Source organism: Priestia sp. JV24, from assembly GCF_025910025.1.
GTDB classification, from domain to species: Bacteria; Bacillota; Bacilli; order Bacillales; family Bacillaceae_H; genus Priestia; species Priestia megaterium.
On the sequence record NZ_JAPCIN010000020.1, the window covers coordinates 26798 to 53388 of the forward strand.

General features: G+C 36.5%; 29 protein-coding genes, 2 pseudogenes, 1 riboswitch and 1 other annotated feature. Of the genes and pseudogenes, 5 read left to right on the forward strand and 26 right to left on the reverse strand.

Features of this window, described 5'->3' with window-relative positions; translation table 11 throughout:
• Nucleotides 1–13: 13 nt before the first annotated feature.
• From OK414_RS15105 to OK414_RS15115, 3 genes and pseudogenes are all read right to left on the reverse strand, one after another.
• A pseudogene (locus OK414_RS15105) lies at nucleotides 14–1224 on the reverse strand (Ger(x)C family spore germination protein).
• Entirely contained in the window at nucleotides 1208–2335 is a 1128-nt protein-coding gene (locus tag OK414_RS15110) for a spore germination protein (RefSeq protein WP_263045163.1), read from the reverse strand. Before OK414_RS15110 ends, OK414_RS15105 begins: the two are co-directional and overlap by 17 nt.
• Nucleotides 2336–2980: 645 nt before the next feature.
• Nucleotides 2981–3178 (reverse strand): IDEAL domain-containing protein, encoded by a 198-nt coding sequence (locus OK414_RS15115; RefSeq protein WP_171779150.1) that lies wholly within the window; start codon nucleotides 3176–3178, stop codon nucleotides 2981–2983.
• A gap of 549 nt (nucleotides 3179–3727) precedes the next feature.
• On the opposite strand from OK414_RS15115, the gene OK414_RS15120 reads away from it, so the two are divergent.
• Nucleotides 3728–4042: a hypothetical protein gene (locus OK414_RS15120; RefSeq protein WP_263045164.1), complete on the forward strand. Its 315-nt coding sequence runs from the start codon at nucleotides 3728–3730 to the stop codon at nucleotides 4040–4042.
• Nucleotides 4043–4063: 21 nt separating this feature from the next.
• Nucleotides 4064–4444, forward strand: a complete 381-nt coding sequence (locus tag OK414_RS29975) for a UPF0715 family protein (RefSeq protein WP_404932055.1) — start codon at nucleotides 4064–4066, stop codon at nucleotides 4442–4444.
• A gap of 130 nt (nucleotides 4445–4574) precedes the next feature.
• On the opposite strand, the gene OK414_RS15125 is transcribed toward OK414_RS29975, so the two are convergent.
• Entirely contained in the window at nucleotides 4575–5111 is a 537-nt protein-coding gene (locus tag OK414_RS15125; protein ID WP_216875634.1) for a cysteine hydrolase family protein, read from the reverse strand.
• Between the two features lie 248 nt (nucleotides 5112–5359).
• On the opposite strand from OK414_RS15125, the gene OK414_RS15130 reads away from it, so the two are divergent.
• Nucleotides 5360–5938: a cysteine hydrolase family protein gene (locus OK414_RS15130; RefSeq protein WP_263045165.1), complete on the forward strand. Its 579-nt coding sequence runs from the start codon at nucleotides 5360–5362 to the stop codon at nucleotides 5936–5938.
• Between the two features lie 130 nt (nucleotides 5939–6068).
• On the opposite strand, the gene OK414_RS15135 is transcribed toward OK414_RS15130, so the two are convergent.
• From OK414_RS15135 to OK414_RS15160, 6 genes and pseudogenes are all read right to left on the reverse strand, one after another.
• Nucleotides 6069–7235, reverse strand: a complete 1167-nt coding sequence (locus tag OK414_RS15135; protein ID WP_263045166.1) for a phosphoribosylaminoimidazolecarboxamide formyltransferase — start codon at nucleotides 7233–7235, stop codon at nucleotides 6069–6071.
• A gap of 49 nt (nucleotides 7236–7284) precedes the next feature.
• Nucleotides 7285–7363, reverse strand: a riboswitch (ZMP/ZTP riboswitch).
• 527 nt (nucleotides 7364–7890) lie between these two features.
• Complete coding sequence (locus OK414_RS15140) at nucleotides 7891–8361, reverse strand: hypothetical protein (protein ID WP_263045167.1); 471 nt, start codon at nucleotides 8359–8361, stop codon at nucleotides 7891–7893.
• A gap of 262 nt (nucleotides 8362–8623) precedes the next feature.
• Nucleotides 8624–8865 (reverse strand): annotated as a pseudogene (locus OK414_RS15145) (recombinase family protein); the annotation flags it as partial.
• A 171-nt stretch (nucleotides 8866–9036) separates the two neighbouring features.
• Nucleotides 9037–9948: an NAD(P)/FAD-dependent oxidoreductase gene (locus OK414_RS15150; protein WP_095379448.1), complete on the reverse strand. Its 912-nt coding sequence runs from the start codon at nucleotides 9946–9948 to the stop codon at nucleotides 9037–9039.
• Nucleotides 9949–10128: 180 nt separating this feature from the next.
• Entirely contained in the window at nucleotides 10129–10938 is an 810-nt protein-coding gene (locus tag OK414_RS15155) for a hypothetical protein (protein ID WP_034651164.1), read from the reverse strand.
• A 151-nt stretch (nucleotides 10939–11089) separates the two neighbouring features.
• Nucleotides 11090–11902, reverse strand: coding sequence for an amino acid ABC transporter substrate-binding protein (locus OK414_RS15160; protein ID WP_263045168.1), 813 nt, complete (start codon nucleotides 11900–11902; stop codon nucleotides 11090–11092).
• Between the two features lie 320 nt (nucleotides 11903–12222).
• Between OK414_RS15160 and OK414_RS15165 the strand changes: the two genes are divergently transcribed.
• On the forward strand, nucleotides 12223–13281 hold the full coding sequence (locus tag OK414_RS15165; RefSeq protein WP_095379446.1) for an LLM class flavin-dependent oxidoreductase: 1059 nt from the start codon (nucleotides 12223–12225) through the stop codon (nucleotides 13279–13281).
• Between the two features lie 71 nt (nucleotides 13282–13352).
• Here the strand turns inward: OK414_RS15165 and OK414_RS15170 are convergent, their stop codons facing one another.
• The 16 genes from OK414_RS15170 to OK414_RS15245 all read right to left on the reverse strand — a co-directional run bounded on the left by OK414_RS15170 (nucleotide 13353) and on the right by OK414_RS15245 (nucleotide 25528).
• Nucleotides 13353–13709, reverse strand: a complete 357-nt coding sequence (locus tag OK414_RS15170) for a DUF805 domain-containing protein (RefSeq protein ID WP_016764535.1) — start codon at nucleotides 13707–13709, stop codon at nucleotides 13353–13355.
• 50 nt (nucleotides 13710–13759) lie between these two features.
• Nucleotides 13760–14107: a DUF805 domain-containing protein gene (locus OK414_RS15175; RefSeq protein ID WP_034651157.1), complete on the reverse strand. Its 348-nt coding sequence runs from the start codon at nucleotides 14105–14107 to the stop codon at nucleotides 13760–13762.
• A gap of 274 nt (nucleotides 14108–14381) precedes the next feature.
• Nucleotides 14382–14798: a DUF4275 family protein gene (locus OK414_RS15180; RefSeq protein ID WP_211186172.1), complete on the reverse strand. Its 417-nt coding sequence runs from the start codon at nucleotides 14796–14798 to the stop codon at nucleotides 14382–14384.
• Between the two features lie 84 nt (nucleotides 14799–14882).
• Complete coding sequence (locus OK414_RS15185) at nucleotides 14883–16112, reverse strand: MFS transporter (protein WP_263045169.1); 1230 nt, start codon at nucleotides 16110–16112, stop codon at nucleotides 14883–14885.
• Between the two features lie 67 nt (nucleotides 16113–16179).
• Nucleotides 16180–16424 (reverse strand) — a binding site (T-box leader).
• Nucleotides 16425–16465: 41 nt separating this feature from the next.
• Entirely contained in the window at nucleotides 16466–17080 is a 615-nt protein-coding gene (locus OK414_RS15190; protein ID WP_013083602.1) for an AmiS/UreI family transporter, read from the reverse strand.
• 148 nt (nucleotides 17081–17228) lie between these two features.
• On the reverse strand, nucleotides 17229–18410 hold the full coding sequence (locus OK414_RS15195; protein ID WP_013083603.1) for a NupC/NupG family nucleoside CNT transporter: 1182 nt from the start codon (nucleotides 18408–18410) through the stop codon (nucleotides 17229–17231).
• Nucleotides 18411–18429: 19 nt separating this feature from the next.
• Nucleotides 18430–18828 carry a cytidine deaminase gene (locus tag OK414_RS15200; protein WP_013057475.1) on the reverse strand — a complete coding sequence of 133 codons (399 nt, stop codon included), beginning with the start codon at nucleotides 18826–18828 and terminating at the stop codon, nucleotides 18430–18432.
• 59 nt (nucleotides 18829–18887) lie between these two features.
• Entirely contained in the window at nucleotides 18888–19562 is a 675-nt protein-coding gene (gene deoC, locus OK414_RS15205; RefSeq protein WP_013057476.1) for a deoxyribose-phosphate aldolase, read from the reverse strand.
• A 21-nt stretch (nucleotides 19563–19583) separates the two neighbouring features.
• Nucleotides 19584–20885 (reverse strand): pyrimidine-nucleoside phosphorylase, encoded by a 1302-nt coding sequence (locus OK414_RS15210; protein ID WP_016764541.1) that lies wholly within the window; start codon nucleotides 20883–20885, stop codon nucleotides 19584–19586.
• Nucleotides 20886–21067: 182 nt separating this feature from the next.
• A complete protein-coding gene (locus tag OK414_RS15215; RefSeq protein WP_095379443.1) occupies nucleotides 21068–21391 on the reverse strand; it encodes a hypothetical protein in 324 nt (107 codons plus the stop codon).
• A 5-nt stretch (nucleotides 21392–21396) separates the two neighbouring features.
• Nucleotides 21397–22341 (reverse strand): sugar-binding transcriptional regulator, encoded by a 945-nt coding sequence (locus OK414_RS15220; protein ID WP_026106623.1) that lies wholly within the window; start codon nucleotides 22339–22341, stop codon nucleotides 21397–21399.
• A 138-nt stretch (nucleotides 22342–22479) separates the two neighbouring features.
• On the reverse strand, nucleotides 22480–23454 hold the full coding sequence (locus tag OK414_RS15225; RefSeq protein WP_034651138.1) for an HNH endonuclease: 975 nt from the start codon (nucleotides 23452–23454) through the stop codon (nucleotides 22480–22482).
• 38 nt (nucleotides 23455–23492) lie between these two features.
• The gene (locus OK414_RS15230; RefSeq protein ID WP_034651136.1) at nucleotides 23493–23819 is read right to left on the reverse strand and encodes a nucleoside triphosphate pyrophosphohydrolase; all 327 of its coding nucleotides are present in this window, start codon (nucleotides 23817–23819) and stop codon (nucleotides 23493–23495) included.
• 33 nt (nucleotides 23820–23852) lie between these two features.
• The gene (locus OK414_RS15235; RefSeq protein WP_404932058.1) at nucleotides 23853–24593 is read right to left on the reverse strand and encodes a GH25 family lysozyme; all 741 of its coding nucleotides are present in this window, start codon (nucleotides 24591–24593) and stop codon (nucleotides 23853–23855) included.
• A gap of 128 nt (nucleotides 24594–24721) precedes the next feature.
• On the reverse strand, nucleotides 24722–25033 hold the full coding sequence (locus tag OK414_RS15240; protein ID WP_013057484.1) for a hypothetical protein: 312 nt from the start codon (nucleotides 25031–25033) through the stop codon (nucleotides 24722–24724).
• A 306-nt stretch (nucleotides 25034–25339) separates the two neighbouring features.
• The gene (locus OK414_RS15245) at nucleotides 25340–25528 is read right to left on the reverse strand and encodes a hypothetical protein (RefSeq protein WP_016764545.1); all 189 of its coding nucleotides are present in this window, start codon (nucleotides 25526–25528) and stop codon (nucleotides 25340–25342) included.
• 465 nt (nucleotides 25529–25993) lie between these two features.
• On the opposite strand from OK414_RS15245, the gene plsY reads away from it, so the two are divergent.
• A complete protein-coding gene (plsY, locus tag OK414_RS15250; RefSeq protein WP_098433171.1) occupies nucleotides 25994–26581 on the forward strand; it encodes a glycerol-3-phosphate 1-O-acyltransferase PlsY in 588 nt (195 codons plus the stop codon).
• Nucleotides 26582–26591: the final 10 nt, after the last annotated feature.

Below are 26591 nucleotides of genomic sequence, written 5' to 3' on the forward strand. Positions count from 1 at the left end.
TAAACTTGAAAGCTTACTTCGTTGATCCTGACGCTCCATAATCTTTAATCATTAATTTCACATCATAGTTAATTGGAACTTCACTAAATGTTTGATCCCAATTGGCTTTAACCCTCATCCATACTCTGGGCCTCTTAATTCTCAATTGATTTCCGAACCCGGCCACATCGACTTTATATTCTTTTTGCATTTTTTCTACCGTGTTTTTTACAAGATGCTCCACTTTTTTTTCTGAGTTTTTTTGCACCTTCTGTAAAAATTGATTTTTTAAAGGATTTCCTGAGACCACCCAATTTTCAGATAGCCTCCCCTCGGCTTCAATATGCACATTGAAGGAAATGCTATTTCCTTTAACATGAGGTTCAATATGGCTTTTCATAGATTCTATTTCGTATACAATCAGCTGACCAGTCTTTTCATTAAAGCTTTTCACTAGACCGCCTTTCCCTTTTCCTGTGATCCAAGTCAGACCATCTAGTTCTTCTTCATTCAAAAAACCAATCATTTTGTTTGTTTTCCCTTTAATTATGGCAGCACCCGCAAATTTGATTTCTCCATTTGCTGATACTATATTTTGCAACAGAAAACTAGACCGTGATTGGATCTTGCTCTCCAGTTTAATAAGCGGCATAGGAGGTAAAATTCTCGTTGTTCGATAGGGGTTTTCTACCATTGCAGACAAACGAAATGCTGGGATCTCTCCTGCTGTTTTTGATTCGAGTGTGTCGCTTGCTCTTCCTTTACTAATAAACATCAGACAACTTGGTCTAAAATCATTGTCCCGAAGACTTTGATCCACTAATTGTTCCAAACTATACGATCGTGCAAGGGCCTCACCGATAACCATCACTTTCATATGGGGACTAGTTAAGGAGTATCACTTCTTAAAGATAATTCACGAAGCATTTGAAAAGCAGAATCTCCTGTTTCAGACACATTCACATAAGATTTCTGTTGAGGACCTCCTTGTTTAGTGGTTGAACTTGCCACTTGTGGGGTGATAAGTTGATAGGTTGACGTAATCAGGTTCTTTCTCGCATATCCCCCTCCTTGTTCCTCAAATTCTTTTTCAATCATGGACTCCTTCCCCTTATCGAGCGCCACACCTACCCCTAAACTTCTTTCTTCAATTTCATGACTACTCCAGCAGCCCGTCAGAGGAACGAGCAAAAAAACAGAGAGAAAAACCAATAAGAACTGTACGTGATTAAAGGTTTGTTTCATACTTTCTCCCCTTTACTTTTGAAATAATGAGAAGCAGCAGCGGCAAAAAGCCAAATAAAACTAAGGCAGCGTTGCCAACCATATCCCCTACTTTAAATACATCATTGATGTTTTTGGGGATCATGGAAATAAGATAAATAACGGGAAGCACGCCATACATAAATGGATGAATGTTCTTTTGGAAAAGTTGAGATAGTCCTAATGAAGCAGCGTAATGGTTAACAGTAAAAGAAGTAAACATTTGCATAATCCATACCACCAGCAACAGAGAATCAAAGCGTTCAAATATTAACCCAGTTAATTCATAACTTCTTATTAAATCAAGCGTAGGCCACGTTCTCGTAACCACTCCATCTACTGAGAACGCTCCGATAACCATCACGACGGTAATAACATAAAGAAGTAAAGGAATCGCAGTACCAATCAGTACAGCTTTTACTGCTTTGTTTGGTTCTTTCATGAATGCCAATATTAAAAGCATGATTTCAGGACCCGTGAATGCAAGAGCAGTTGTTTTTATGCCTTTTAGCACCGGTGTGATACCTAAACCTAGTACCGGGCGCAGATTGTCTACTTCAAATATTTTGATACTCATAAAGGCAACAAGTAAAAAAAGAATAACCGTAATAGGTAATATAATCTCAAATAGACGAGCGATTGGATTTATCCCCCCTCTGATTAGGTAGAGACTTGCCCACATAAAGGGCATAATAATAGCCCATTTAGGGGTTCCTTCCAACAATAGATATCCTGTTACTTCTGCCAATGAACGGGCATGAAACCCACCAAGTACTAAAAAATAACCTATTATGAAGAAACTAAATAACTTGCCCATCCATTTCCCTACAATTTCTTGGCTGTATTGATAAAAGGTTTTTTCAGGGAAGCGTTGACTTAATTTCACCATAATTACTCCTGCTATCATGGCAATTATTCCGCCTAAAATAACACTTAACCAAACATCTGGTGTTTTTACTTGTTCCGCAACTGTCCGGGGCAAGGTAAGAATTCCTGTTCCAAGTATAAAATTGATAACAACTACAGTTGCTTGAGGTGTCGTAATACGATCGTTTGAATTGATCATTACCCACAGTTCACTTCCTTTCATCATAAGCTACCCTTTTCGTAAGGCTGTTTCAATTAGGATTCTGCTGAAAAATCAGCCATCAATGATGACAAAATATGTTTATCAATAAGATCTTTATCTGATGGCCCTTCAACGAAGACAATACATGCTCGAATGCCGGTACGTCCTATAATAAACTCCCTAAAATGAACTTCAGAGTTATGACCAATTTCTTTTCTAACTTCCTTTACATTTGAATTGAAATCACGTGTAAATGGATTAGCTGAATTTTTAGATACAGATTCCTGTTTGTTTTCATTTTCACCACTCTTCCTCTGAAGTACGAGTCCAATTAAACAATCTGCAGATTATATATAGGATGAAAAATGCCATTAACGCTTGCATAAAAACTTGCCACTCTGGAAGATAGGAAACCATTGATTTCTCCATACTAATCACCCTATTTATCTTTATATTAAGGAGGATCTAGACACAAACACCCTTAAAATATCGTTATTTACTCCATGGGAAATTCTTTTATTTACCAGGTAGTATTATTCTTCAGTTTATTTCTTATACAAAGGGAACTTAATCCGATTTGAATATAGGAAAAATTTATGAAAAGAAGCCTTTGCTCTTGTTGAGCAAAGGCTTCTTTTGACGAGTGTCTTCTATATTATATTGTTTTTATTAAGATACAGATTTTAATTTCTTTGTTAAACGTAAAAAAGTTTCTTTATCTTTATTCTTTAAGGAATGATCAATTTCCTCGAGGATTTTACTTCTTTTAAAGTCATTCATCATTTGATCCAAAAACAATTCAGCCAACATTTCATCACGTAAATTTGGATCAACCCGATCCATTCCGTTAAGTACATTATTTTCCATAAAACGTCAACCCCTTTATCTTTTCTCTTTTGCAAACAGTATTCCCTTTTGAACTCTTTTTATGCAAGGTTGATAGATGAAGTGAGATATAGAATAATATGTAATATGCGTAATTACCCTCCTATATTCTTTTTAGATATTTTTCATATGTCTTCAATTAGCCGAAAAAAGATAAAAATTAAATTATGAAGATTAATGTTTTATTATCTATACTTAGCGACAACAAATAATAATTACTCATCCACAACTATTAATACATGGTTATTGATTGGATTAGCTTTGACATTAATTTTTGCATTTTTAAGTCCTAAAAATGCATGGAAAAAAATCGTACTAACCGTTGTTACAATAGCAATTGTACTATTTTTATTTATTGCTATTGCGTTTGGAATATCAGGTCTATAAAAAATACAGTTGTAATTTACATAATCATCATTTCAGGAACAAAAAAAGAATTACAGAATAGTTCCTTGTTCACTCCCCATAATCAATTAGTGTTATATGAATAGATATAATATAATAAGAACAAAAAAGGGAGAAATATCCAATATGAAAAAGCTTTTTTGGAGTTGGGGAATCCTTATTGTGGTTATTATTTCTCTAGCTGTTGGTATACCTAGAATAACAAGTAATGAAGCAAGTTCTTTGAGTTCGCCAGAAAAGAAAAAGCAAGTGAAACAACTTGAAAAAGAGTTTCATCAATGGTCACTTAGACCACTGGATAAATTCATGGTGCAAGGTTATGAGGTTAAACCCAATGGACACCAATGGGACTCAGTAAAACAAAATTCAGTTAAAAATTACCGTGTTACCTATTACACATTTTTTGGAATCCGTTATGTAGAAGGGGAAATGGGGAGTTAGTAGAACGAGAGGTAAATTTTTATGATTAAAAAATATGTACTGACTATATTGCTATCCTCAATTTGCTTATCTTTATTGTATTTAATTACTGAATACGGAGTGGAAGATCTTGTTTCACCTGCATTGCCAGTTAGCATAATTATAAGCACAGTAGTTTACGTCATTTTATATACAGTTTTTGGACTACCTACATCCCTGCTTTTAACTAAAAAGTTACCCAGATTCAGTATAATAAGTTTACTGTGCTATTTATTGATATCTTCTATTGTTTACTATATTTTTTATACTTTAACATATAACCTGACTTCATTTATAAAAAACTATGAGGTCTATATTTATATAGTTAGTACATCAATCATTTATTGGTTTTGGGACACTATTCTAGTCTCAAAACCTAGTTAGTAAAAACAAGTATTTTTCCTATTTTCAAGTTGTATATACATATACATGGTTAGTTTACATAGTGTGCGTTCCAGGAACAAAAAACAGCCTTTGAAAGGCTGTTTTTTTCTTTGAAAAGTTATTTATTAGATTAAAATATAATTTTCTTTACTTCTTTTAATGTAACGAATCTGCCGCCTAGAATATTATTATGATGTTCTACTATTTTTGAAGCTGAAAGCACAGCCGTATCAAATGTGCTATGAGCATCTTTTACTAAGATATTCTCGTTATACCCTAAGCTATATGCTCTTCTACAAGTAGTATCTAAACAAAATTCAGTTTGCATCCCTGCAATGACTAATTTTCCAATTTCAAGTTCCTGAAGTTTTTTATGTAGAGTTGTTTGATAAAATGCGTCCCAAGAAGATTTTTGAATAACTATGTCTGTTGGTAAGGGGCTAACATCACGATGGATTTCCCATGTGACTTTTCCTTCACTAAGCATACTATTATAACTAGGGTCTGTATGCTGGATATAGATAATTGGTACATTAGATTGGTGCGCTTTTTCCCTTAGATAAGTAATATTTTGAAGCACTTGCTGTTCATTCCATAAAGGTCCACCTTCATAAGAAAACATGATGTTTTGAACATCGATAAGCAACAAAGCTGTTTTTTTACTCATTTCATTGTATCCCCCTATTGATTTTTGTGGTAAAAAATCCAAAATAATATTATATCAAATTAAAATCTTATATTATATAACTCGAACTTACGAAATCTATCCTTCTTCGAAATGTATATAATATGAACCCATAACCAATATAATACTGCTTCTAGGAAGTGTATATACTTAAATAAAAATCTTATTTTTAATTCACCAATCTAACATAAATGTTAAAATATGTATAAAAGAGTGGAGGAGAATTACATATGAGAAAAGATTTCAGCAATCCGGCTTTAATTATTATCGATATTCAAAGGGCTTTTGAAGATGAAAAGTGGGGGATAAGAAATAACCTCAATGCTGAAGACAATGTTCAAGTCCTTTTAAAAACATGGAGAGAAAAGAAATACCCAATTATACATATTCAGCACTTATCCGATAACGACCATTCGATTTTTCATCCTAGTAAACCAAGTTCAGATTTTAAAGATGTTGCAGTCCCAGCTGAAAATGAACCAATCTTTAAAAAGAAAGTAAATAGTGCATTTATAGGTACTGGACTGGAAAAACATTTAAAAGAAAACCAAATAGAAAAGGTTGTAATAGTAGGGTTAACAACTCCACATTGTGTCTCAACTACTACTCGAATGAGTGGTAAATTCGGATTCGAAACGTACTTAGTATCAGATGCAACAGCTGCATTTGCAATAAAAGGGGCAGACAATACGTATTATTCAGCTGAACAAATACATAACGTGTCACTAGCTACTTTAGACAATGAGTTTGCTACAGTTTTAACCACAAAAGAATTACTCCAAAATTTAGCCGAAGAAATAAAGGCTTAATACTTTTGTTTTAACTATATACGATATACAGAGTTAGTTAACCCCACACAAATTATTGAAAAGGTCATAAAAGAGCCAGTTCCCTTATAAGGTCTTGGCTCTTTTGGGCTAATTATATTTAATTCATACCTCAATGATGGAATACACGTATGCCTGAATGCGCCATGATCATTCCATATTCATTTGCTGCCTGTGTAACTTGTTCATCTCGTAAAGAATTTCCTGTTTGAACCACATACTTAACGCCAGTTTGAGCTGCACGATCGATATTATCACGGAAAGGTAGAAAAGCATCAGATGCATAGGAAACGCCTTTTAATCCTTTTAGCCATTCTTGTTTTTCACTCTTACTTAGCCTAGCAGGGACCTCTTCAAAACACTGTTTCCATTGTTCATTTTCTACCTCAGTAATATCATCATTCAGCCATCCATCAATTGCATTGTTCACTTCTACACGAGAAATGCCTTCTTTGAATTTCATGTTAAGGACCCTTGGATGTTGCCTTAGCCACCAGTTATCAGCTTTTTCAGCTGCCAACCTTGTACAATGAATACGAGACTGTTGTCCAGCACCAATTCCAATTGTTTGGCCATCTAAGGCGAAGCAAATAGAGTTTGATTGTGTATATTTCAATGTAATAAGAGCAACAAGAAGGTCTCTCTTTGCATGATCAGGGATATCACATTGAGTCGTAACAATATGATTAAAAACTTCTTTCCCAATCTGTACATCATTTCTTTGTTGTTCTAGCGTAATGCCAAATACCGTTCTTTTTTCAATTGGATCAGGTACATAGTTTGGGTCAATCTCTAAAATAAGATATTTTCCTTTCTTTTTCTGTTTCAAAATCTCTAATGCTTCTTGAGTGTAGCTTGGTGCAACAATCATATCAGAAACCTCTGTTTTGAGGAGAGTAGCTACAGTTATATCCACTTCATCACTAAAAACAGCACAATCTCCAAATGAAGACATCCTATCTGTCCCACGTGCTCTTGCATAAGCAATCGCTAAAGGAGACAAATCTAAGCCTTCAACAAAATAGGATTCAGTAAGTGTCTCATTTAGTGGAGTATACACAGCTGCACCTGCTGGACTTACATGTTTAAAAGATGTAGCTGCAGGTTGACCAGTGGCCTGTTGAAGCTCTCGAACCAATTGAAAAGCATTTAATGCATCTAGAAAGTTAATATAACTCGCTTCTCCATTTAAGATTTTAATAGGTGTGTTTTCTGCATTGTAAACTTTTGCTTTACTTTGATTTGGATTCATTCCGTACCGTAAACCAATCTCTTTCACTTAAAAAATCCCCTTTCTAAATAAAAAAAGTATTTGAACTCATGTTCAAATACTTTGCCCAGGCGTACGGCCGTTATCTATGTGCTTCCTCATGGTTCTCCATGTTTACGCCAGTAACACATAGTCTGTTTTATAAGAAAATTGTACATAATAAAAGTCATTTTAACAATAACTTTATCCAAATTTTTCTTTTTTGATTATATATCATATATAAATCTAATTTACATAACAGGTATTTTCGGGACAAATCTACTCATGCAATATCCTATTGCAAAGTTGCTATGTAAAGGTTGCATAGCTCTTGAAACCTTTGAACAAACTACCTAAGACGCTGCGAAGCTTCTAATTGGAAATCCTCACTACTTTCTTTAGTTCACAACATGCTTCATGAGAAGACTACTGATTCCTGTTCAGTAGTTTTTTCGTTTTTCAACCTGTATACTCTACACAAAGTTAGTTAACATAATGTCTCTTCCGGTACACATATAAAAAACGAGTCCTTTATACATAAAGACTCGTTAGCTTTTCCATTTTCTCATTTATGTATTTTTTTTATACATCATTGATACACCTGTCTTTTTATTAAAAGGACGAGCCACATCGATGTATAACAAATGTATCTTTTATACATTTGTTATCTTTAAAAATTTAAAATTTAATCCTCTACAAGTTCGAATACCTCTGTAAATATTTTCATAAAGTAAACCTCTAACAAATCACCCAATTTACTGCCCAGCTTTAGATATTCATTATCAGCTTGTTCTAGGACATTGCAAAAATCTTCTTCTGCTATTTCGTCATTTTCTAAAGCTTTATATAAGTTCCACAACTTTTCACCATATTCTTGCTCAATCAGTGAATAATCATGAGCATTAATGTCTTCAAGAATACTCGTCAATTCCCTAAAGTAATTATCTACACCTATCTCATCTATATACCATGAAGACCAATCAAATAGTTTTTCATGTCCCCCACTCTCAAGTTCAGAATAATAATCAAAAACTATATATACTTTATTGGCAACCTGGTTTTCCGTTGGAAATTTGTATTCCCCCATCAAATCGACAACCGCATTCCAGATATCATCAGCTTTCAATATTTTACTTTTGTTTAATTTATATTTCAATGACTAGATCCTCCACAAATATAATAAGATATCCTCTGTACCAATTGTAACAGAATATTTATCTAAAAATATTGTTGTTAGAAATGCCACCTATCTAAACTATTGAATTTAAAGTCCGTAAAAGTACACCTTTGCGAACCAAACTAAAGCTCCATTAGCGAACAGTTTTCGGTATTCGAAAAAGTATAAAAACACTATACGAACGCCTTTATATTGACACACCACTTTTACGAGCGTTTTACAGATAAAAGCATCTTATATATCGTTCATTTAAACTGTTTACAATTTGAATCAAATCCTGCATATTGCGTTCTAGTCGATCCAATCGCCAAACAACAATTGCATCTCCTTCACGAGCATCACCCAGAGCCTCCTCCAAACCAGGACGTTGTTTTTTTGCTCCACTCATTTTATCGTGAAAAATTTTGTACAACCACGTTTTATAAGTACATCTGTTTGTAAATCTAAATTTTGTCATCCTGTTGATACACGTGCATATCCAATAACCCCCCATTATCACTCTTTCTTATTTTTCTCTTATTCGATTGTAATATAAAATAGAATAAGAAAGGTTATTGAACACAGAATACTGTACAGAGTTTCATTACAAAAAACACTAAGAATCGACTTTTCCCACTTAGAATGTAGCGTGTGCAGAAACGGATAAAAAAACAATTATTTTTCATAAAGCTCTAACAAGCGTTTGTGTATCCAAATAGCTGCCTGTAAACCTTCTCCCATCGCTACCGTCACTTGTTCAGAATGAGCCACAATATCTCCTGCTGCCCACACGTTTGAGACATTTGTTTCTTTTGTACGCGGATTTACGATAATGTGCTGATTTTCTAGAAGTTCTGCTCCGAGCTCATGCGCTAACTCTGTTCGAACTTTATTTCCTCCGAACGCTAAAAAACCTTTTTCTCCATAGATAAATTCATTGTTTTCGAGGATGACTCCTTTTAACATGTCTGCTTCAGCTATGACTTTTTTTATTGCCGCTTCTTTATAGGTAATTCCCTTTTGCATCAAGGTATCTGCTAAAGGTCCAATTTCTTTTTTGTCGTGATTAATGTACGTAATGTCATTTGTCCAATATGTTAACGTAAGAGATAAACTGGCTCCTGCTTTTCCTGACCCTAGTACTAATACCCTTCTATTATTTACTTCATACCCATCGCAGTCGGGACATACATATACGGTTGTTCCCATGCACGGATATAGCTCTTGCTGAAGTTCAGGCGGAATCCGGTCTACTACTCCCGTCGCAAACAGTAAAGTAGCTGCTTCATAGTTCGCAGAGTTTGTAATGACGTTAAACCCTTCTATTCTTTTTTCACACTGAAGGACACGCTCTTCTGCAAATTGAATGCCGTAGCTTTTTGCTTGCTTCCTTCCCGTTTCTCTTAGAGTTTGCCCACTTATTCCCTCAGGCCATCCCAATATATTTTGATAATTTTTGCAAAGATTGGAACGTCCATCGTTTGAATCAATAACCAATACACTGCGCTTATATCTTCCAAGCTGAATAGCGGCTTGAAGTCCAGCAATTCCTCCACCTATAATAACGCAATCATACTTATCTGTCACAGCACATCACCTCAGCTTTTACTATTTTCTAAACGAAAGCTTCAGTTTTTCATTATCTGTTTTTCCATTATTTTTATACGCTTTATTGTCTTTATTTTTTGAAGTCCTTCTATACAAAAAAAACCGCCTCGGCAGCTGCCCTGCCTAGAGACGGTTTTTATAAAATGAAAAAAGATGATATTACTCACTTTTCTTTCCTGCTTCTTTTTCATTAATTTTAGTAATCAGCTCTTCTTTATACACTTCACTATCTTTCCCGTAGCGTAGACGACTATGACAGTTGGGACATAATGCAGCAGCGTCCTTTGGCTTAGCGAGTCCGCCCTCTGACAGCTTTGGAAGATAGTACATTTGTAAAAAGGAGCTGCCATCTTTTGCGATAAACGGCGCGCTTTCTCCGCAGGCTTCGCAAATACCTGCTGCGCGTTTGTGAACATATTGTTTAAGAGCTGCCGTTTGTTCGTAAACACTTGTCTTTTTTTCTTCTCCTAATGCTATATGACGAAGCTGTTCAGTTGAATAAGGTGAAACATCCAGCTTTGCTGCTTTTTCCTCAATCACAGGATTTCGTTCAAGTTCAAAAATAATAGCTTCACGAAGCTCTCCGTCTGAGTCCCACATGATTTCTAATTGATGATTAATATACGTCACTTCATCAATGAACTCTACTACTCCAGGCTCCACGTAGTGAAACAAGTAAACGGCTTTTCCTGATAAAAAATGTTCACGAAGCGCTTTATTGCCTTTAATGAGCTGCATCGATCCTCTTTGGCCTTCTCCCGTATAGAAAAAAGCGGTTTTATCTCTGTTCCACCCGTGTCCTGTTCCGTATTCACTTCCGCTTTCTTTTGTGAAAATAAAAATATATGGATGCGCTTTTGGCGTTGATATTTCGCTTTGTTCCTGTCCTTTATAAAGCTTATGAATTTGTTTTCTGCGATAACGATGTCCTTTTTGAAAGAAATCTCCGCGCTGTAAATCCGTAATCAATGAATTGCCTCCTACTGCGGTCCTGCTTTTATAGTACTTATAGCTCTACTATACACTAATTTTTGTTTTCTTTGCAGATCGTTTCTTCTATCTATCAGATTTATATCATACAAAAAAAGCAGCTGTGTGGGCAGCTGCTTTTTTGCGATAGTCAATTTTGCACCGTATAGTCTTCTCCTAGCCATTTTGTGCTGAGTTTTTTTAATGTACCGTCTTTTTTCAGCTTTTTAATCGCCTGATCGACTTCCGACTTTAACTTTTCGTCTTTTTTGTTAAACATAAAATATACTTTTGAATTAATCACGATATCTCCAACCGTTTTTTGCTGAAATTTCAGCGCTTGATTGCTAAAGTCGATGGAAAATGGTGTCGCAAGCGTAGCATCTGCCCGGCCTGTTTTTAATTGAGTTGTGGCATCATCCGCACCTTGACCGGCGTAAACTACATCGATTTTATTGCCGTGTTTTTGATTGTATTTGTCTAGATAGACAGCCGCATTGCTTGTAGCTCCTACAATCATTTTTTTACCTTCTAAATCTTTTAATGAATGAATATCATTTCGATTTTTAGGAACTGTTACATAAAGCGGAGAATAATTATATGTTTCATCATTAAATAAAAACTTTTTCTTTCGCTCAGCGTTCTGAGCCATGTTATGAGCAATCATATCAATTTTATTACTTTCTAAGCTGAGAAGCAGATTTGAAAATTCCATCGTTTTAAATTCAAATTTATAATCCTGTAGCTCTTTGTCGATTGCTCTTACTACTTCTACATCATAGCCGGTCAGTTTGCCTTTATCATCGATAAAGCAAATATTAGGAAACTGAGTGCCTGTTCCAACCACAACCGTTTGAACATCTTTTTCTTTCTTTTCTCCTGCACTTGAAGATGCGTTTGTTCCGCATCCTGCCACGCTCACAGCTACTACAATTGAAAGTAAAAACAGCCAATATTTTTTCATACTTTCCTCCCCTAAATCCCTATATTATGTAATAAAAAGAGGCTCTTGATGAAGCAGCTGCTTCATCAAGAGCCTCTGGTTAACCAGTGGGCTTACTTCGTGTAAGATTATTCACATCATAATACTAGTTAACCGATAAATCAAGTAGGTTTTTAGAAAAAGATTATCTTGACAGCCCGGTGTCTACCGCTTAAGATACAACTAATAAAACATTGAAACTACATATCTACCAGTCAACTGGAGGCAAATGGACACGATAATGCGTGTACGTTTGCTTTTTTTATTGTCGTCTACCATTTTATCTTTTGGAGGTAAAACGTATGAAATTTGCTTTATTTAGTCTTATTCAAAACATCCCGAACCCGGTTACTGGAGAAACATTCACTGCTCAAGAAAAGTTTCAGCATGTGTTAAATCAAGCAGTGCTGGCAGAAAAGTTAGGTTTTGATGCTTACGGAGTCGGCGAAAGACACGGAGCTCCTTTTTTGTCTTCTTCTCCTCCCGTTGTTTTAAGTGCAATTGCGGCTAAAACGTCACACATCCGTCTCCTTACGACCGTTACCGTTCTAAGCATTTTAGACCCTGTACGAGTAGCTGAAGATTATGCAACGCTTGATCACCTATCGGGTGGACGCCTTGAACTGATTATCGGAAAAGGCAATGACCCGCGTCATTATCCGCTTTTTGGTATTACAGAAGAAGAACAATGGGAATCTCTTGCTGAAAGATACGCTCTTTTAAAACAGCTTTGGACAGAAGAAAATGTCACCTGGAGCGGCCGTTATCGTCCGCATTTAACTAACGTTACGACTCAGCCTCGGCCGTTTCAGACTTCTATTCCCGTTTGGCATGGAAGCGCGTCAAGCTCACTGTCTACAGAACTGGCGGCTAAATACGGAGATCCGCTATTTTCATCTAATTCCTTCCACCCTCAGGCTAAATATAAAGCGCTGATTGACCATTACCGCGAACGCTTCGCTTATTATGGCCATGATCCACGCAAGGCCATTGTCGGTTCGGGGGCGAGCAGCCTATATATTTCCGATACAACGGAAGAAGCGATTCGCCGCTATCGCCCGTACTATAACGCATTTAGCAATACAGAAGCAGCCAAACATAATCAATCGCCGTTCACGTCACTCGAAGACATCGTTCAACACGGTCCTGCTTTAGTAGGAAGCCCGGAGCAAATCATTGAAAAAATAATAGACTATCACCGCGCTTATGGAAACGAAGTGCTGAGCATCAGCGTAGACGGTCTAAGCGAAGCAGAACAGCGCGAACAGCTAGAGCGCTTTGCAGATGATATTGCACCTGTTCTTCGAAAAGAACTTCCCAGCAGCGTGTGGGAAAATAAAAAAAAGAAAACTCCTTTTTAACAGGAGTTTTCTTTAGCTAAAAATAATTTGTCTATTAGTTTATTAACTTTTAAACTAATAAACTACTCTGGTTAAGATGCCTGCGTGTCTGTATCGTAAATATTGGCTGTTACTTCGCTTCTTTGACAAAGTAAGATGAGCAGCCAAATACCTCCGATAACTGGAACAAAGTTAATTAAATACCACCAGCCGCTTCTTCCTGTATCATGCAGTCGGCGAACAGTAACGGCAAGTGAAGGCAGAATCATTGCTGCTGCGTATAGCCATATTAAAATAGGTGCAAAGACTGTAAGTGAATCAATGAAAATAAATATAAATGGAACAAGTGCAAAGATATAACTAAATAATGTAAACATCCAATACTCCGTACGCGTTGCTCTTCCTTGAAACGTCGCGTAATTTTTTAACGCTTTTATATACCAGTACATGACAAACCCTCTCTTTGTTTATTAAATTAAACTATCTAATCATTTAAGTCCTACGCAACTTTATTAGGTACATCAAAACGATTTAGCTGCGACTCACTTCTTAGACAAAGAAGAATGAATAGACAAATACTTCCGGCAATCGGAATAATACTAATAAGCTGCCACCAGCCGCTTCTTCCTATGTCATGCAGTCGGCGTGCCGTCACAGCAAGAGATGGAATGAAGACTGCAACAAGATAAACTATACGCAAAAACGGGGGCATATCTGTTATAAGTTCAATAGCTGAAAGCACACACCATATAATAAAATTAAATAAGACAAACATCCAATACTCTTTACGCGTCGCTCTCCCTTGAAACACTGCATAATTTTTCAGTACATGTAAATACCATTTCATACAAAAACCTCCTTTTTTAAAACATTTTTTGTAAGACAAGCTTACTAGCAGTAATTACCTTAGCATACAAAAAATTATTTTCATATCCTATTTTTTAAAAAAATTCCAATTGATAATATAGATATAGGAAAGGGATGGATAATAATTAGTAATAAACACCCAATAAATTCAGATCAAAAACCATTTAATCACTATAATTACTTTTAATTAATAAAATGTTTTTTTATAACAAAAAATCTGCCGTATTAATAAACACGGCAGGCTCTATCTTTACTTATGTTCGGTAAAAGTAAGGCCCACATGAGCTTTCATGCGTAATCACATAAGTCCACGTAAAATCTTTATCAACCACATATAAATCTTCTAAATACATGTTTGTATTTTCACTTAAATCAGCGCTTGTTAGATGCTCACATTTAGATAGCTGCAGCACTCGTTCATCATGCTCAAACAATAAATAACAGTCGTTCTTTATTTGCTGTTCGAACGCTTGAATCGCTTGTTCTCCTTGTAAACAAGGGAGCTTTTCATAGCTAAATGCATGCCACAAAAATTCATCCATATAAATTTTCTTTTTTTGCAATGCGCTTAAAGCACTTGCAAATTCATTTTCCCATCGCTTTCGAAAGAATTCACCTTGATTCGATAACTTTTTAACAAACATTCCTTTTTTCTTTAACGCATCTTTCATTTTCACTGTGCTTTTCCATCCTTTATCCTGTATTCATTTCTTTTTATCGGCTTCTTAGCTTATTTGTCCACTAGTACCCTTGCGTTAGATTCTTTGCTTTTTGACCAAATTCACTTTATAAAACGTAGGCTTTAACGTGCACAAAAACAATACAATTGTACTTAAAAGCATGATCAGGCTTCCACCAATTACAGCTCCTTGAATCGAAAAGATGGGCGCAGCCATGCCGCATAAAAAAGTCATGATAATGATCAGGAGTGACTCAAGCAGTCCATATATGCTTCCTACTCGACCCATCATGTCAACGGGAATACTGTTTTGATAAAAGGTTTGAAAACCAGCACTTGCAAAAGCTAACGCAAAGGATAAGCTAAAAAATCCTGCTCCGATAGTTTGAAAAGAAGAGGAACACGCATACAGCAAATAGCCAAGCGACACTCCTACACTGCCGGCACCTATGAGAAAGTTGGTCGACAGCTTCTTAGCAAACAGTGTGTTCACAACTGCGCCAATCATAATGCCAGCGCCTGCTATGGTTAATAAAAATCCGTATTCGCTTTCGGACAAATGAATGACTTTTGTTGCAAATGAAACTTCAAGAGAATCAATTGCCGTAGCCATGACCATTAAGAAACTGAATAATACATAAATGGTGATAATGTATCTGTTGGCTCTACTGAAACGAAACACCGCTTTCCAATCTTCTCGAATGGTGTTTACAGACAGCTTATTTTCTTTAACTTCTGTTTTTGTATCCAGGTTCGGCATAAACAAAGTAACCACTCCTGAGGATACCAGCGCTGCAGCAGTAGCATAAATGGCAAACACAGGGGTTCCAATCATAAATAGCGTACCTGCTGCGGCTGGCCCAATAAGAAAACTGCCTGAATCAATCAAACTGCGCAGCGAATTAAATCTTTTTCGTTTTTCACGTGGAATAAGCTTTGTGATATAAACCATCGATGCCGGCCGAAACATTGAACTTGCCATACTGATGATAAATACCAGCATATAAATGATCAGTATGGATGAGAAAAACGGAAAGCAAGCAATAATCCCCGCGCGCATCCAATCTAAAAACATCATAAGCTTCCGTTTGTTTATGCGGTCAATTAAGCTTCCAGACCATATACTTGTATATAGTGCAGCAAGCGGCTTTATCATGTATAGCCCTGAAACCGCAAGCGGCGAATTCGTCATATCAAGCATCATGACATTTAAAGCAATTAAATAAATCCAGTCGCCGATATTGCTAATGCCAATTCCAAACAGCAATAAACACGGGTATTTCCAAGACAACAGCTTATTTTTCATAAAAGAAAGGCCTCCGCTTCACTATTGATTTCGATCAATAAAAAAATCCCACCCCCAAGACATTTGTCTTAGGGGCGAGATTATGAATCGCGGTGCCACCCTAGTTTGTTCATATATCGCCATATAAACCTTATCGAGTACGGCTTTCGCTTATACTCTAGCTTTGTAACGGAAGCAGCCGTCGCACTATCACGTTAGATCCAATGCGCTGCTCAGAGGCTTGCTTCAACAGCGTTTCTCTTGCTCCTTTTCAGCTTCCGGAGCTCTCTGCTAAGAATACGCGCTGTCTACTTTTCTCTTCACGGCATTTAATTTCTAACATCTTACCATTATTATCTATTTTTTGTAAATACTTATTTTAAAATCATTTTTTGCGGCTGAGAAAAGAATAGTCGATACCCTAGATATACAAAATAAATGATGGAAGCTACCAGCACGATTCCCCACATATTGTACATATCCTTATTTCCCCATACGCCTGTTAGTGAAAACAGCGCTGGAATCGTTAACGTCACCCACGACTGGACAATCGCTACTTTCCCCACATATGCAGATACATCTTTTTTGCTCGTATTAAGCACATAAAATAAAAACCATAAAAACGACCAAAGAATCCATGTAATAGCGTTAATTACGTCATGATAATGAACAAGAGAAACGGTCACGTACACTAAAGCGATAATCGATACCCAAAGAGAGTAATAGCCAAGTCCTGTTCCCTGCATTCCTTTTAATACCGTCACCCCTACATACAAATACGTAAGGCCAAATAAAAAAATCGCCGTTCTTTCATACAAAATCCAGTTGCTTTGATCTGACGTAATAATTAAATAAAACGGAACAATAACTTGAAAAGCTCCAACAAATAAGTTAAATACGCCTACGTTTTTTTCATCTGCTTTTCCAAGCAGCATCAGTCCGTTTAAAAATAAAGCTGCACCTGACAGCAACAGTCCAATTTGATCCATTTTTCAGTAAGAAAAGCCCCTAGCTTTTCTTGTCCTCCTCTGCGTCTATGTTTTTCTTTAGGATGTACGGAGTTGTGGTTTACATGTAAAAAAGAAAAAGCAATTCCTTTTAAAAAGGAAACTGCTTTTCTTTCTGTTTCTATTACACTTATAAAATAAAGCTGACAACAATTGCTGACAGTACGCTTACAAGCGTAGCTCCGTACAGTAAACGAAGACCAAAGCGCGCTACTGTATTTCCTTGCTTTTCGCTTAAGCCTTTAACAGCTCCTGACACGATTCCAATTGATGAGAAGTTAGCAAATGATACTAAGAATACAGATACAATTCCAAGCGTTTTAGCACTGAATGTTGAAGCCATATCCGACAGGCTCATCATTGCCACAAATTCATTTGTTACAAGTTTTGTTGCCATAATTCCACCCGCTGCCACAACTTCTGAAGCAGGAACACCCATGATGAATGCAAACGGTGCAAACACATAGCCAAGCAGATGCTGGAACGATAGACCAAATAACATTTCAAACACGTTATCAATCGCAGCCATCAGCGCAACGAAACCAATTAGCATCGCACCTACGATAATCGCTACTTTAAATCCATCCATAATGTATTCGCCAAGCATTTCGAAGAACGTTTGTTTATGACCAGTTTGTACTTCTAAAATATCTTCTTGATCCGTTACTGTGTAAGGGTTAATAATAGAAGAAATAATAAATCCACCAAATAAGTTAATAACGATCGCTGTTACTACATATTTTGGTTCAATCATTGTCATATAAGCACCGACAATAGACATTGAAACCGTCGACATAGCTGATGCACAAAGCGTATATAAACGATTTGGCGGCAGTTTGTCTAGTTGCTTTTTAACGGTAATAAATACTTCTGACTGACCTACAATAGCAGAAGCTACTGCGTTATAAGACTCTAATTTTCCCATTCCGTTAATCTTGCTGAGAACTAAGCCAATCCATTTCATAATGAACGGAAGGATTTTAAAGTGCTGTAAAATCCCAATCAAGACAGAGATAAAAACGATAGGAAGCAGCACGTTTAAGAAAAACGGCATTGATCCTTTATTCGCAATGCCTCCAAATACGAACTCTACTCCTTGGTTTGCGTATGAAAGCAGCTTTCCAAAAACGCTGGCAATCGCATTGATAATAATCAAACCAAACTTTGTATTAAGAAGCAAAGCTGATAAAAGAACTTGAATCACAACCATAATAACGATTGGTTTATATTTGATTTCTTTACGGTTATTACTTGCAAGATACGCTAATCCAAAGACAACGAGTAACCCTAAGATGCCAATTAAATATTTCATAGTATCCTCCACTGCTTACTTATTTTTGTAAGTCTTTTGATGAAAAATAGCCTGGTAAGATTTCGTTGATGTTGGTAATCACAAAATCTCCTTTTAGGTTTGCTAAGATAATTTGTGTGTGATCATCACAGAACTCAGCTAATACTTGTCTGCATGCACCGCAAGGAGAAATTGGGCCGTCCGTATCTCCTACAACTGCAATAGCTGAAAACTGCTTGTCCCCTTCTGAAACAGCTTTAAAAATAGCCGTTCGCTCAGCGCAGTTCGTCAATCCATAGGAAGCGTTTTCAATATTGCATCCACGATAAATCTTCCCATCGGTTGTTAAAAGAGCTGCACCAACATGAAAGTGAGAATATGGTACATGTGCTTGTTTGCTTGCTGCGATTGCTTCATCTATTAATTGTTTTGGCTCCACCGTCATCATCCTTTGCTTAGTTTACAGCAGGTTAGTTAGTACTAACCTGCTGTCATTTATTAATAATCAGAGTTGCTTAATTGACCTTTTGCAATTGATACGCCAGAGCTTGCACCAATACGTGTTGCACCTGCTTCAATCATTGCTTTTGCATCTTCTAAGCCTCGAACGCCGCCAGAAGCTTTTACACCTACATCTGGTCCAACCGTTTTTCTCATAAGCGCTACGTCTTCTACCGTTGCGCCTCCTGTAGAGAAGCCTGTTGACGTTTTAACAAAATCAGCTCCAGCTTTTACAGCTAGCTCAGAAACTTTTGCTTTTTCTTCGTCTGTTAAAAGAGCTGTTTCAATAATTACTTTTACTAGCGCTTTGCCTTTTGCAGCATCTACTACTGCTTGAATGTCGCTTTGCACTAAGTCATAGTTTTTATCTTTTAACGCGCCGATGTTGATTACCATATCTACTTCATCTGCACCGTTTTCGATTGCATTTGTTGTTTCGAATGCTTTTACTGCTGAAGTAGTAGCTCCAAGAGGGAAGCCGATTACCGTACATACTTTCACTTCTGGAGCATCTTTTAATAACTCGGCTGCTTTTTTTACCCACGTTGGATTTACACAAACCGAAGCGAATGAATATTCTTTTGCTTCTTGTGCTAAAACCGTGATTTGCTCTTCTGTTGCATCTGCTTTTAATAATGTATGATCAATAATACCCGTAATGTTTTGACTCATTTTGTACTTCCTCTCTGTCTCTTAATGAATTTCTTTATAAATTAACGTTGGAGCTTCCACTTTTTCAGCGACCGTGCTGTAAGAATCATAAACGATATCCATTACTTCCTGTACATCTTCACTGTTGCTGTGGATTGTAACAAGAGAGTCACCTTTTTTCACTTGGTCACCAACTTTTTTATTTAGCATAATACCAACTGCTAAGTCGATTTCAGATTCTTTTGTTGCACGTCCTGCACCTAGCTTCATTGCTGCTACGCCGATTTTTTCTGCAACGATTTCTGAAATGTAGCCATCTTCTTTTGCTGGCACTTCAATTTTGTGCGCTGCATCAGGTAATTTAGACGGATCGTCTGCAACAGAAGCGTCTCCGCCTTGTGCGCTTAAGAACGTTTTGAACGATTCTAATGCTTTTCCGTTTTTAATTACTTCTTGAAGCATTGCACGCGCTTCATCTAAGCTGCTTGCTTTTTCAGCAAGTACAACCATGTGACTTCCTAATGTTAAGCAAAGCTCTGTTAAATCTTCAGGGCCTTCGCCTTTTAACGTGTCGATAGCTTCTTTCACTTCAAGCGCATTACCAACCGCAAATCCTAGAGGCTGGCTCATATCTGAAATGATTGCTTTTGTGTTTCGGCCTACGCCTTTTCCGATTTCAACCATTGCTTTTGCTAATTCTTCAGCGTCTTCAAGCTTTTTCATAAACGCGCCGTTCCCCGTTTTTACATCCAGGCAAATGGCATCTGCTCCAGCTGCAATTTTCTTACTCATAATTGAGCTTGCAATTAACGGAATCGAATCAACCGTTGCTGTTACATCACGAAGCGCATAAAGTTTTTTATCCGCCGGCGTTAAGTCTCCGCTTTGACCGATAACGGCAATTTTATTTGTATTTACTAAACGAATGAATTCTTCGTTTGTAATTTCAACGTGGAAGCCAGGCACTGCTTCAAGTTTGTCAATCGTACCGCCAGTGTGTCCTAAGCCGCGGCCAGACATTTTGGCAACCGGTACATCAACCGCAGCTACTAAAGGTCCTAATACAAGTGTTGTTGTATCACCTACGCCGCCTGTGCTGTGTTTGTCTACTTTAATACCTTCAATTTTTGATAAGTCGATTTGATCGCCAGATTCAACCATTGCTTGCGTTAAATTTACGCGTTCTTCCTGCGTCATTCCTTGAAAGTAAATCGCCATCGCAAATGCCGATAGCTGATAATCAGGTAAATCCCCTTTTGTATAACCTTCGATAATAAAATCGATTTCAGCTTTATTTAATTCATGTCCATTACGTTTTTTTTCAATTAAGTCAACCATTCTCATGACGTTTTCCCCCTAAAAGTATCTGCATATTGTGCATCCACTAAAACGTTTTCAACAACTTACACCCTTACTATATAATAGCTTTGAACAATTGTAAACAGATATATTTACATTTGTTCAAAAATATTTATAGCGTTTGTTTTAGTGAATAAAAAAAGACTTCCGCACTCGGAAGTCTTCCCTTATTTTTCAGCTTTTATCACAAATGACAACATGATTCGGTACTTATTCTTTACCTTTTTATAAGGAATTAATACATATGGCTGATCAGGCGGCGTAAATCGTTCAATTCCTTTTTGGTCAGTATCAGGAGAAAAGTACATTCTTCCCCACCGTTTAATGATATAGCCTGTGGTTCCTTTGGCAATCATTCCATCTTTTGAAACGTCTGTTTGAAAAGGATACCGGTTTCGCTGTGCCTGCAGAGATGACGCCGAATAAGATACAATATCTTCTACTATTTCAATCCGATGAAGCTTTTGCTCTTGAAAAAACAGCGTCTTCATCTCCTTTACTCTTGTTTATCTAACAAAAAGCGCGCCGTGAACTGATCAGTAACGAGCACATTTGCAAATTTCCCTTGCAGCGCTCCGTAAATGCTGTCAATTTTCTGATCCCCGCCGGCTACTAAAATGGCGTACTCTTTCTTCTTTAGTTCTTCCAAATCAAGTCCAAGCGTCCGTTCATCCAGGCTTTCATTGCAAATTTGTCCATCTTTATCAAAAAAACGTGAACAAATGTCTCCTACCGCTCGAGAGGAAATCATCTCTACATCTTGTTCGGAAAAGTAGCCAAGCTGAAAAAGCAGCGAATCGGTTTTAATAGGTCCCGTAGTAAAGACGGCAATATTGGCTTGTTTGCCTAAATCTAAAATGCGCTTAATATGACGATCCGTTTCCATTGCTTTTTTAACTACCACGTGATCGACAATCACAGGCAAAGGAAGATGCATAGGAGGCGTATTGTATGCCTTTCCAAATAAGTACATAATTTCAGAAGCATACGTGCTCGTTTCCGAATGGCTTACTCCGCCTTTTAACTGCACAACCTGCACGTCATTCACATACTTTTGTTTTAAATCGATGGCCACTTGATAAAGAGTTGTTCCCCACGTCACCCCAATAATATCTCCATCTTTTACAATGTCATAGAGATAGTCAGCTGCTGCCACGCCTAGATGACTTTTAATAATGTGATTTTCATATTGAGGCACCGGTGTGACGATTGCTTTTTTTAAATTGAATTTTTGTTCAAGCTGAGAAGACAACTTTTCACTATTGATAGATGAATCTACAATTTTAATTTGAACAATGCCTTCTTCTTTTGCTGTCTGCAGCAATCGAGAAACCGTGGGCCTTGATACACCAAGCTTTTTTGCAATTTCACTTTGATTATAATCAAGAATATAATACATCCTTGCCGCTTCAATCACTTTATTAAATTTCTCTTGATCCATCTCCATCGACTTGTTCTCCCTTACCTCATGAATTTCTTATCCCAATTTTACCAAACTTATGTCTTTAGTTTACTTGTTTGGTGAACAAAATTTCAAGAGGGGATTTTGTAACTGAGATGAAAAGAGAAATACTCGGGGCTATGGAGACCAGTTTTCTACGTATCCATTCATTCCAGCATACTCATAAAGAGCTTCTAACTTACGCTCCGAATAATAGTTAAAATCATTGTGAACTGCTGTTAATTTAAGATTCTCATTACGAACAAACATCTTCTCAAGGTATAAGCTCTTAGCAAGTTTATTGCTCTTTTTTGTGTTGCAACTTTGACAGCTTAACACCAAATTCCACATATTATCTGATTGGATATAACTCCATGGAATAAAATGATCTACATGAGTAGCGATGCGTTTATCAGAAAGAACTTTCCCACAATAAAAACATTCTTTTGTTTCATATTTCCAAAGTATGTTATAGAATGCATGCAGCGATTCGCGTTTTGAAATATTTTCTACTTTCAACAAGACATCTTCTAACTTATTTTTGTCATTATGCTTTTCTAAAAATTTCGCCAAATGATAATTGGTTAAATGAGTAACAATTTGTCTATATTTTTGTAAAAAAATATAGATACTGCTATTAAACTTTATGTATTCTGTTCTTTTGTCAAACTCATAAATAGAAGCTTCCATATCTCCGTATAACGCCCCTACTACATACCTTGCCCCCACTTTTTTAGTTCTTTCTACTAACTGCAATTGAAAATTACTTGGTAAACGATCAAATACTACTTTATTGGGGACACCATGCATTAACTGAAATTCCTTTAACTCTTTTTGAATTCCAGATTGTCTATTGGGTGTATTTAATTGATTTAAATCATGATGAATAACCAAATTCCAATATATTTTAGCAAATGAAAAATATACTTGATCAAACGTGAGTACTAACCGATTGTCAACGTTATATAGGTTTTCAATTAAAGCTTTCATTAATCCATATTTATACGTTGTGGTAAAGTGACCATTAGCAAAAAATTGATTAATGATCTTCCAAATTTCTTGTTCTGTTAAATAAGCTTTTTTTATTTCTCCTACTTTTAAATTAAAACTCACCTGCCACCGCTCGCTCCTCCCACTATTGCACCACCAAACTACGCTTCTTCTGTTTCCACTAAATAAACCCGATTATCAAACTTCCCGCGCTCCTTGGCCTTCTCCTCACGCACTTTCTCAAGTTGTTCTGGCGTGGCCCCGTGCACAGCTGCTAGCGCGTGCATAACTTCTAGTAAATCTGCAAGCTCTTCAATTGCCTCTTGATGCGTTGGGGCTTCTATGTACTCTTGAAGTTCTTCTTTTGCCTTTTTCGTCAGCTCATGTTGATATTCCTCTCGCTGCAGCACGCGTGATTTGAAGGTTTTTCCGCTTTGTTCAATAATCGTAGGAATTTTATCTCGCACTAGCTTGTTATAAGTAGGCATTATTTTTCCTCCATCTCTTACCTTTCTAGTAAACTAGTATCTTTCAAATTCTGCTTGATTTCCGTTAAACACATTTAAATCAATAAACGTTTCTTTACCTTTATAGCCGCTTAACCGCCCTTTATTCGTATACTGCCAAAACGTCCATTTCTTCTGCTCTTCAAGAGTAGGCTTTTTCACAACATCGCGAATCCAAATATCACACTCAGGATATCTGTTTTTAATATACAAGTCATACGCTTTAGGCGTCGTATAAAGAATGACGCGCTTGTCATAATGAGATTCAAGACGTTTAATCATGCTAGAAAGCTCCTTGTATACATGTTTCTGAGACGGAAGGTTTTGTTTTTTATCTCCGTAAAATTCTACATCAATCACTGGAGGCAAATCGTTATTTTTAAGAGAGACTGCTTTGATAAAATTAGCCGCTTGTGTGGAACCTTTGCTATCATAACTAAAGAAGTGATAAGCTCCGATCCGCATGGTTTTGCGATTTGCTTGTTCCCAGTTTTGTTTAAATAAAGGATCTTGAAATGAACTTCCTTCCGTTGCTTTAATAAAAGCAAACTGAATATCTTGTTTACTCAGCACATTCCAATTAATCTCCCCTTGATAAGAAGATACGTCTACGCCTTTTACACCATAGCGGTTGGCACTTATCGCATTAGGAATTACCCAGCCTTTACTCCATAGTAAAAATATAAAGCTTACAAGAACGACTAATATAACTCCTACGGCAAGAAATCTTTTGTTCTTTTGATTTGCTTTATCTATTGTGTTTACCCCCTTTTTTAGAAAATACTTCTAATATTCTAACATAAAAAGGATTTTCCAAAGCAAAAGAGCCTACAAGTCTTTATTTGGAAATATAAAAAACCACCTAAAATCAGGCGGCTCTTCTTTTATGCTGCGTCTTCAGATGGTTCATTATCTTTGGCTGCTTCTATAAGTAAGAAAATAGCCGTTAAAATATGCATGATCATGCCGACCACAGGAATCCACGCAATAGCGGAACAGACAATTCCCATGATATGCCCTGTCCGAACTTTGTTTGTTTTAATGGCAAATACTAAACCTACGATATGCAATGCGAGCATTAGAATAAGCGGCGTGTAGGCTAGGCTTATAACCAAGGTGCCACCTAGAAGTGGAATCCCCCAAAGGGCCTCCAATCCTCCGCTGACCCATTTCAATATACGACTTGCTTTTCCCATTGTATCCTCCCCCTTTGTCTTCAATGTATGCAAAGAGGTTTTGTTTCTGAACGTTTGTATATGAAAAAAGTGGCAAAAATACGTGTACTAAAAATAAATCGATAGTCCCGTATAAAGATACGTTTTTATACGGGACTAGTGTAATAGTGGAAAATGAATGAGAGGAAAAGGCGTTGTTTTACATGTAATAACGAGGAGCTCTTCGGAAAGAGAACGAATTAAACATAAACAAAAAAGCCGAACTCAAAATGTAAGCTCGGCTTTTTCTTATATAACAAATAGAAGTATTATAAAATGTTTGTCGTATTAGTGTTCTCGACTCTTCTCAAATTTTTCAACAGCTTCAAAATCAAGCTCGGCTGATATCCAATCGCCTTTTTCCGGGAATTCTAGATTTCGAACGACTATTTTATTCGGCCCTTTTTTTTCTAAAATTTTTGCCTGGCAGTTTTTGTACATAACTACTTCTCGTTCTTTGATATCTGTCCACAACAAGTGCAGAACCCCTTTCAACTTTAAGAAGTTAATATTTCGAAACACTGTTTTACATTTTATTATATTTTTTTTGATTTGTTAATTTTTTTGTCTTGTTTTTTATAAAAAAATGATCCAAACGCTTTTTTCTACTATAATATACCCAAAATATCTTTTAACCTTTAAATATTTATGTTATATTTTTAAAATTGTATTACAAGTTTTTTGTTTTTGCCTTTTCGTTTCTCCTCTTTTCTTCTTTTTACATATTCATAATAGACATATCAATCTATACTAATACGTATCAAGGTTTAAAAGTTCAAAAATATCTTACCATACTAAAAAGCATTGGGTTGTCCCACTAGAAATCCAATCGAATTTACAAAACTCCACCGAAAAAACTAGAAACCTTTAGCCATACAAAAGACTGCTTTTACCGCATTTATATTTTAATGAATACTACCAACACAATTTGAGGTGCCCACAATGAACGTATTAACAAACGCTATAATTATCTTATTAGCTTATTTAATTGGGTCAATTCCTTTTGCTTTAGTGATTGGAAAGGGCTTTTACAAAACCGATGTTCGCAAGCACGGAAGCGGTAACTTAGGAGCCACTAATACCTTTCGCACTTTAGGAAAGAAAGCAGGTATTATAGTGTTGATCGGCGATATAGCAAAAGGCTCGCTAGCTGTCTGTTTACCGCTTATGATGAATAGTCACTTGCATATGCTTGTCCCTGGATTTATCGCTATTCTCGGACATAGCTATCCTGTTTTTGCAAGGTTTAAAGGAGGAAAATCTGTAGCGACTGCGGCTGGTGTATTCCTTGCATTTTCACCATTAGCTTTCATTCTAGGAATTCTTGCTTTTTTAATTTCTCTCAAAATTTCTAAATACGTATCCTTATCTTCACCTATTGGCGCATTGGTTGCCTTTTTAACATCAATTTATGTAGGTGATGTAGTTTTAATGGTATTTGCAGCCATTATTTTTGTTTTCATTACATGGAAGCATATTAAAAACTTCAAACGTATTAAATTAGGTACAGAACCTAAGGTTAATTTTTAAACGTACTAAA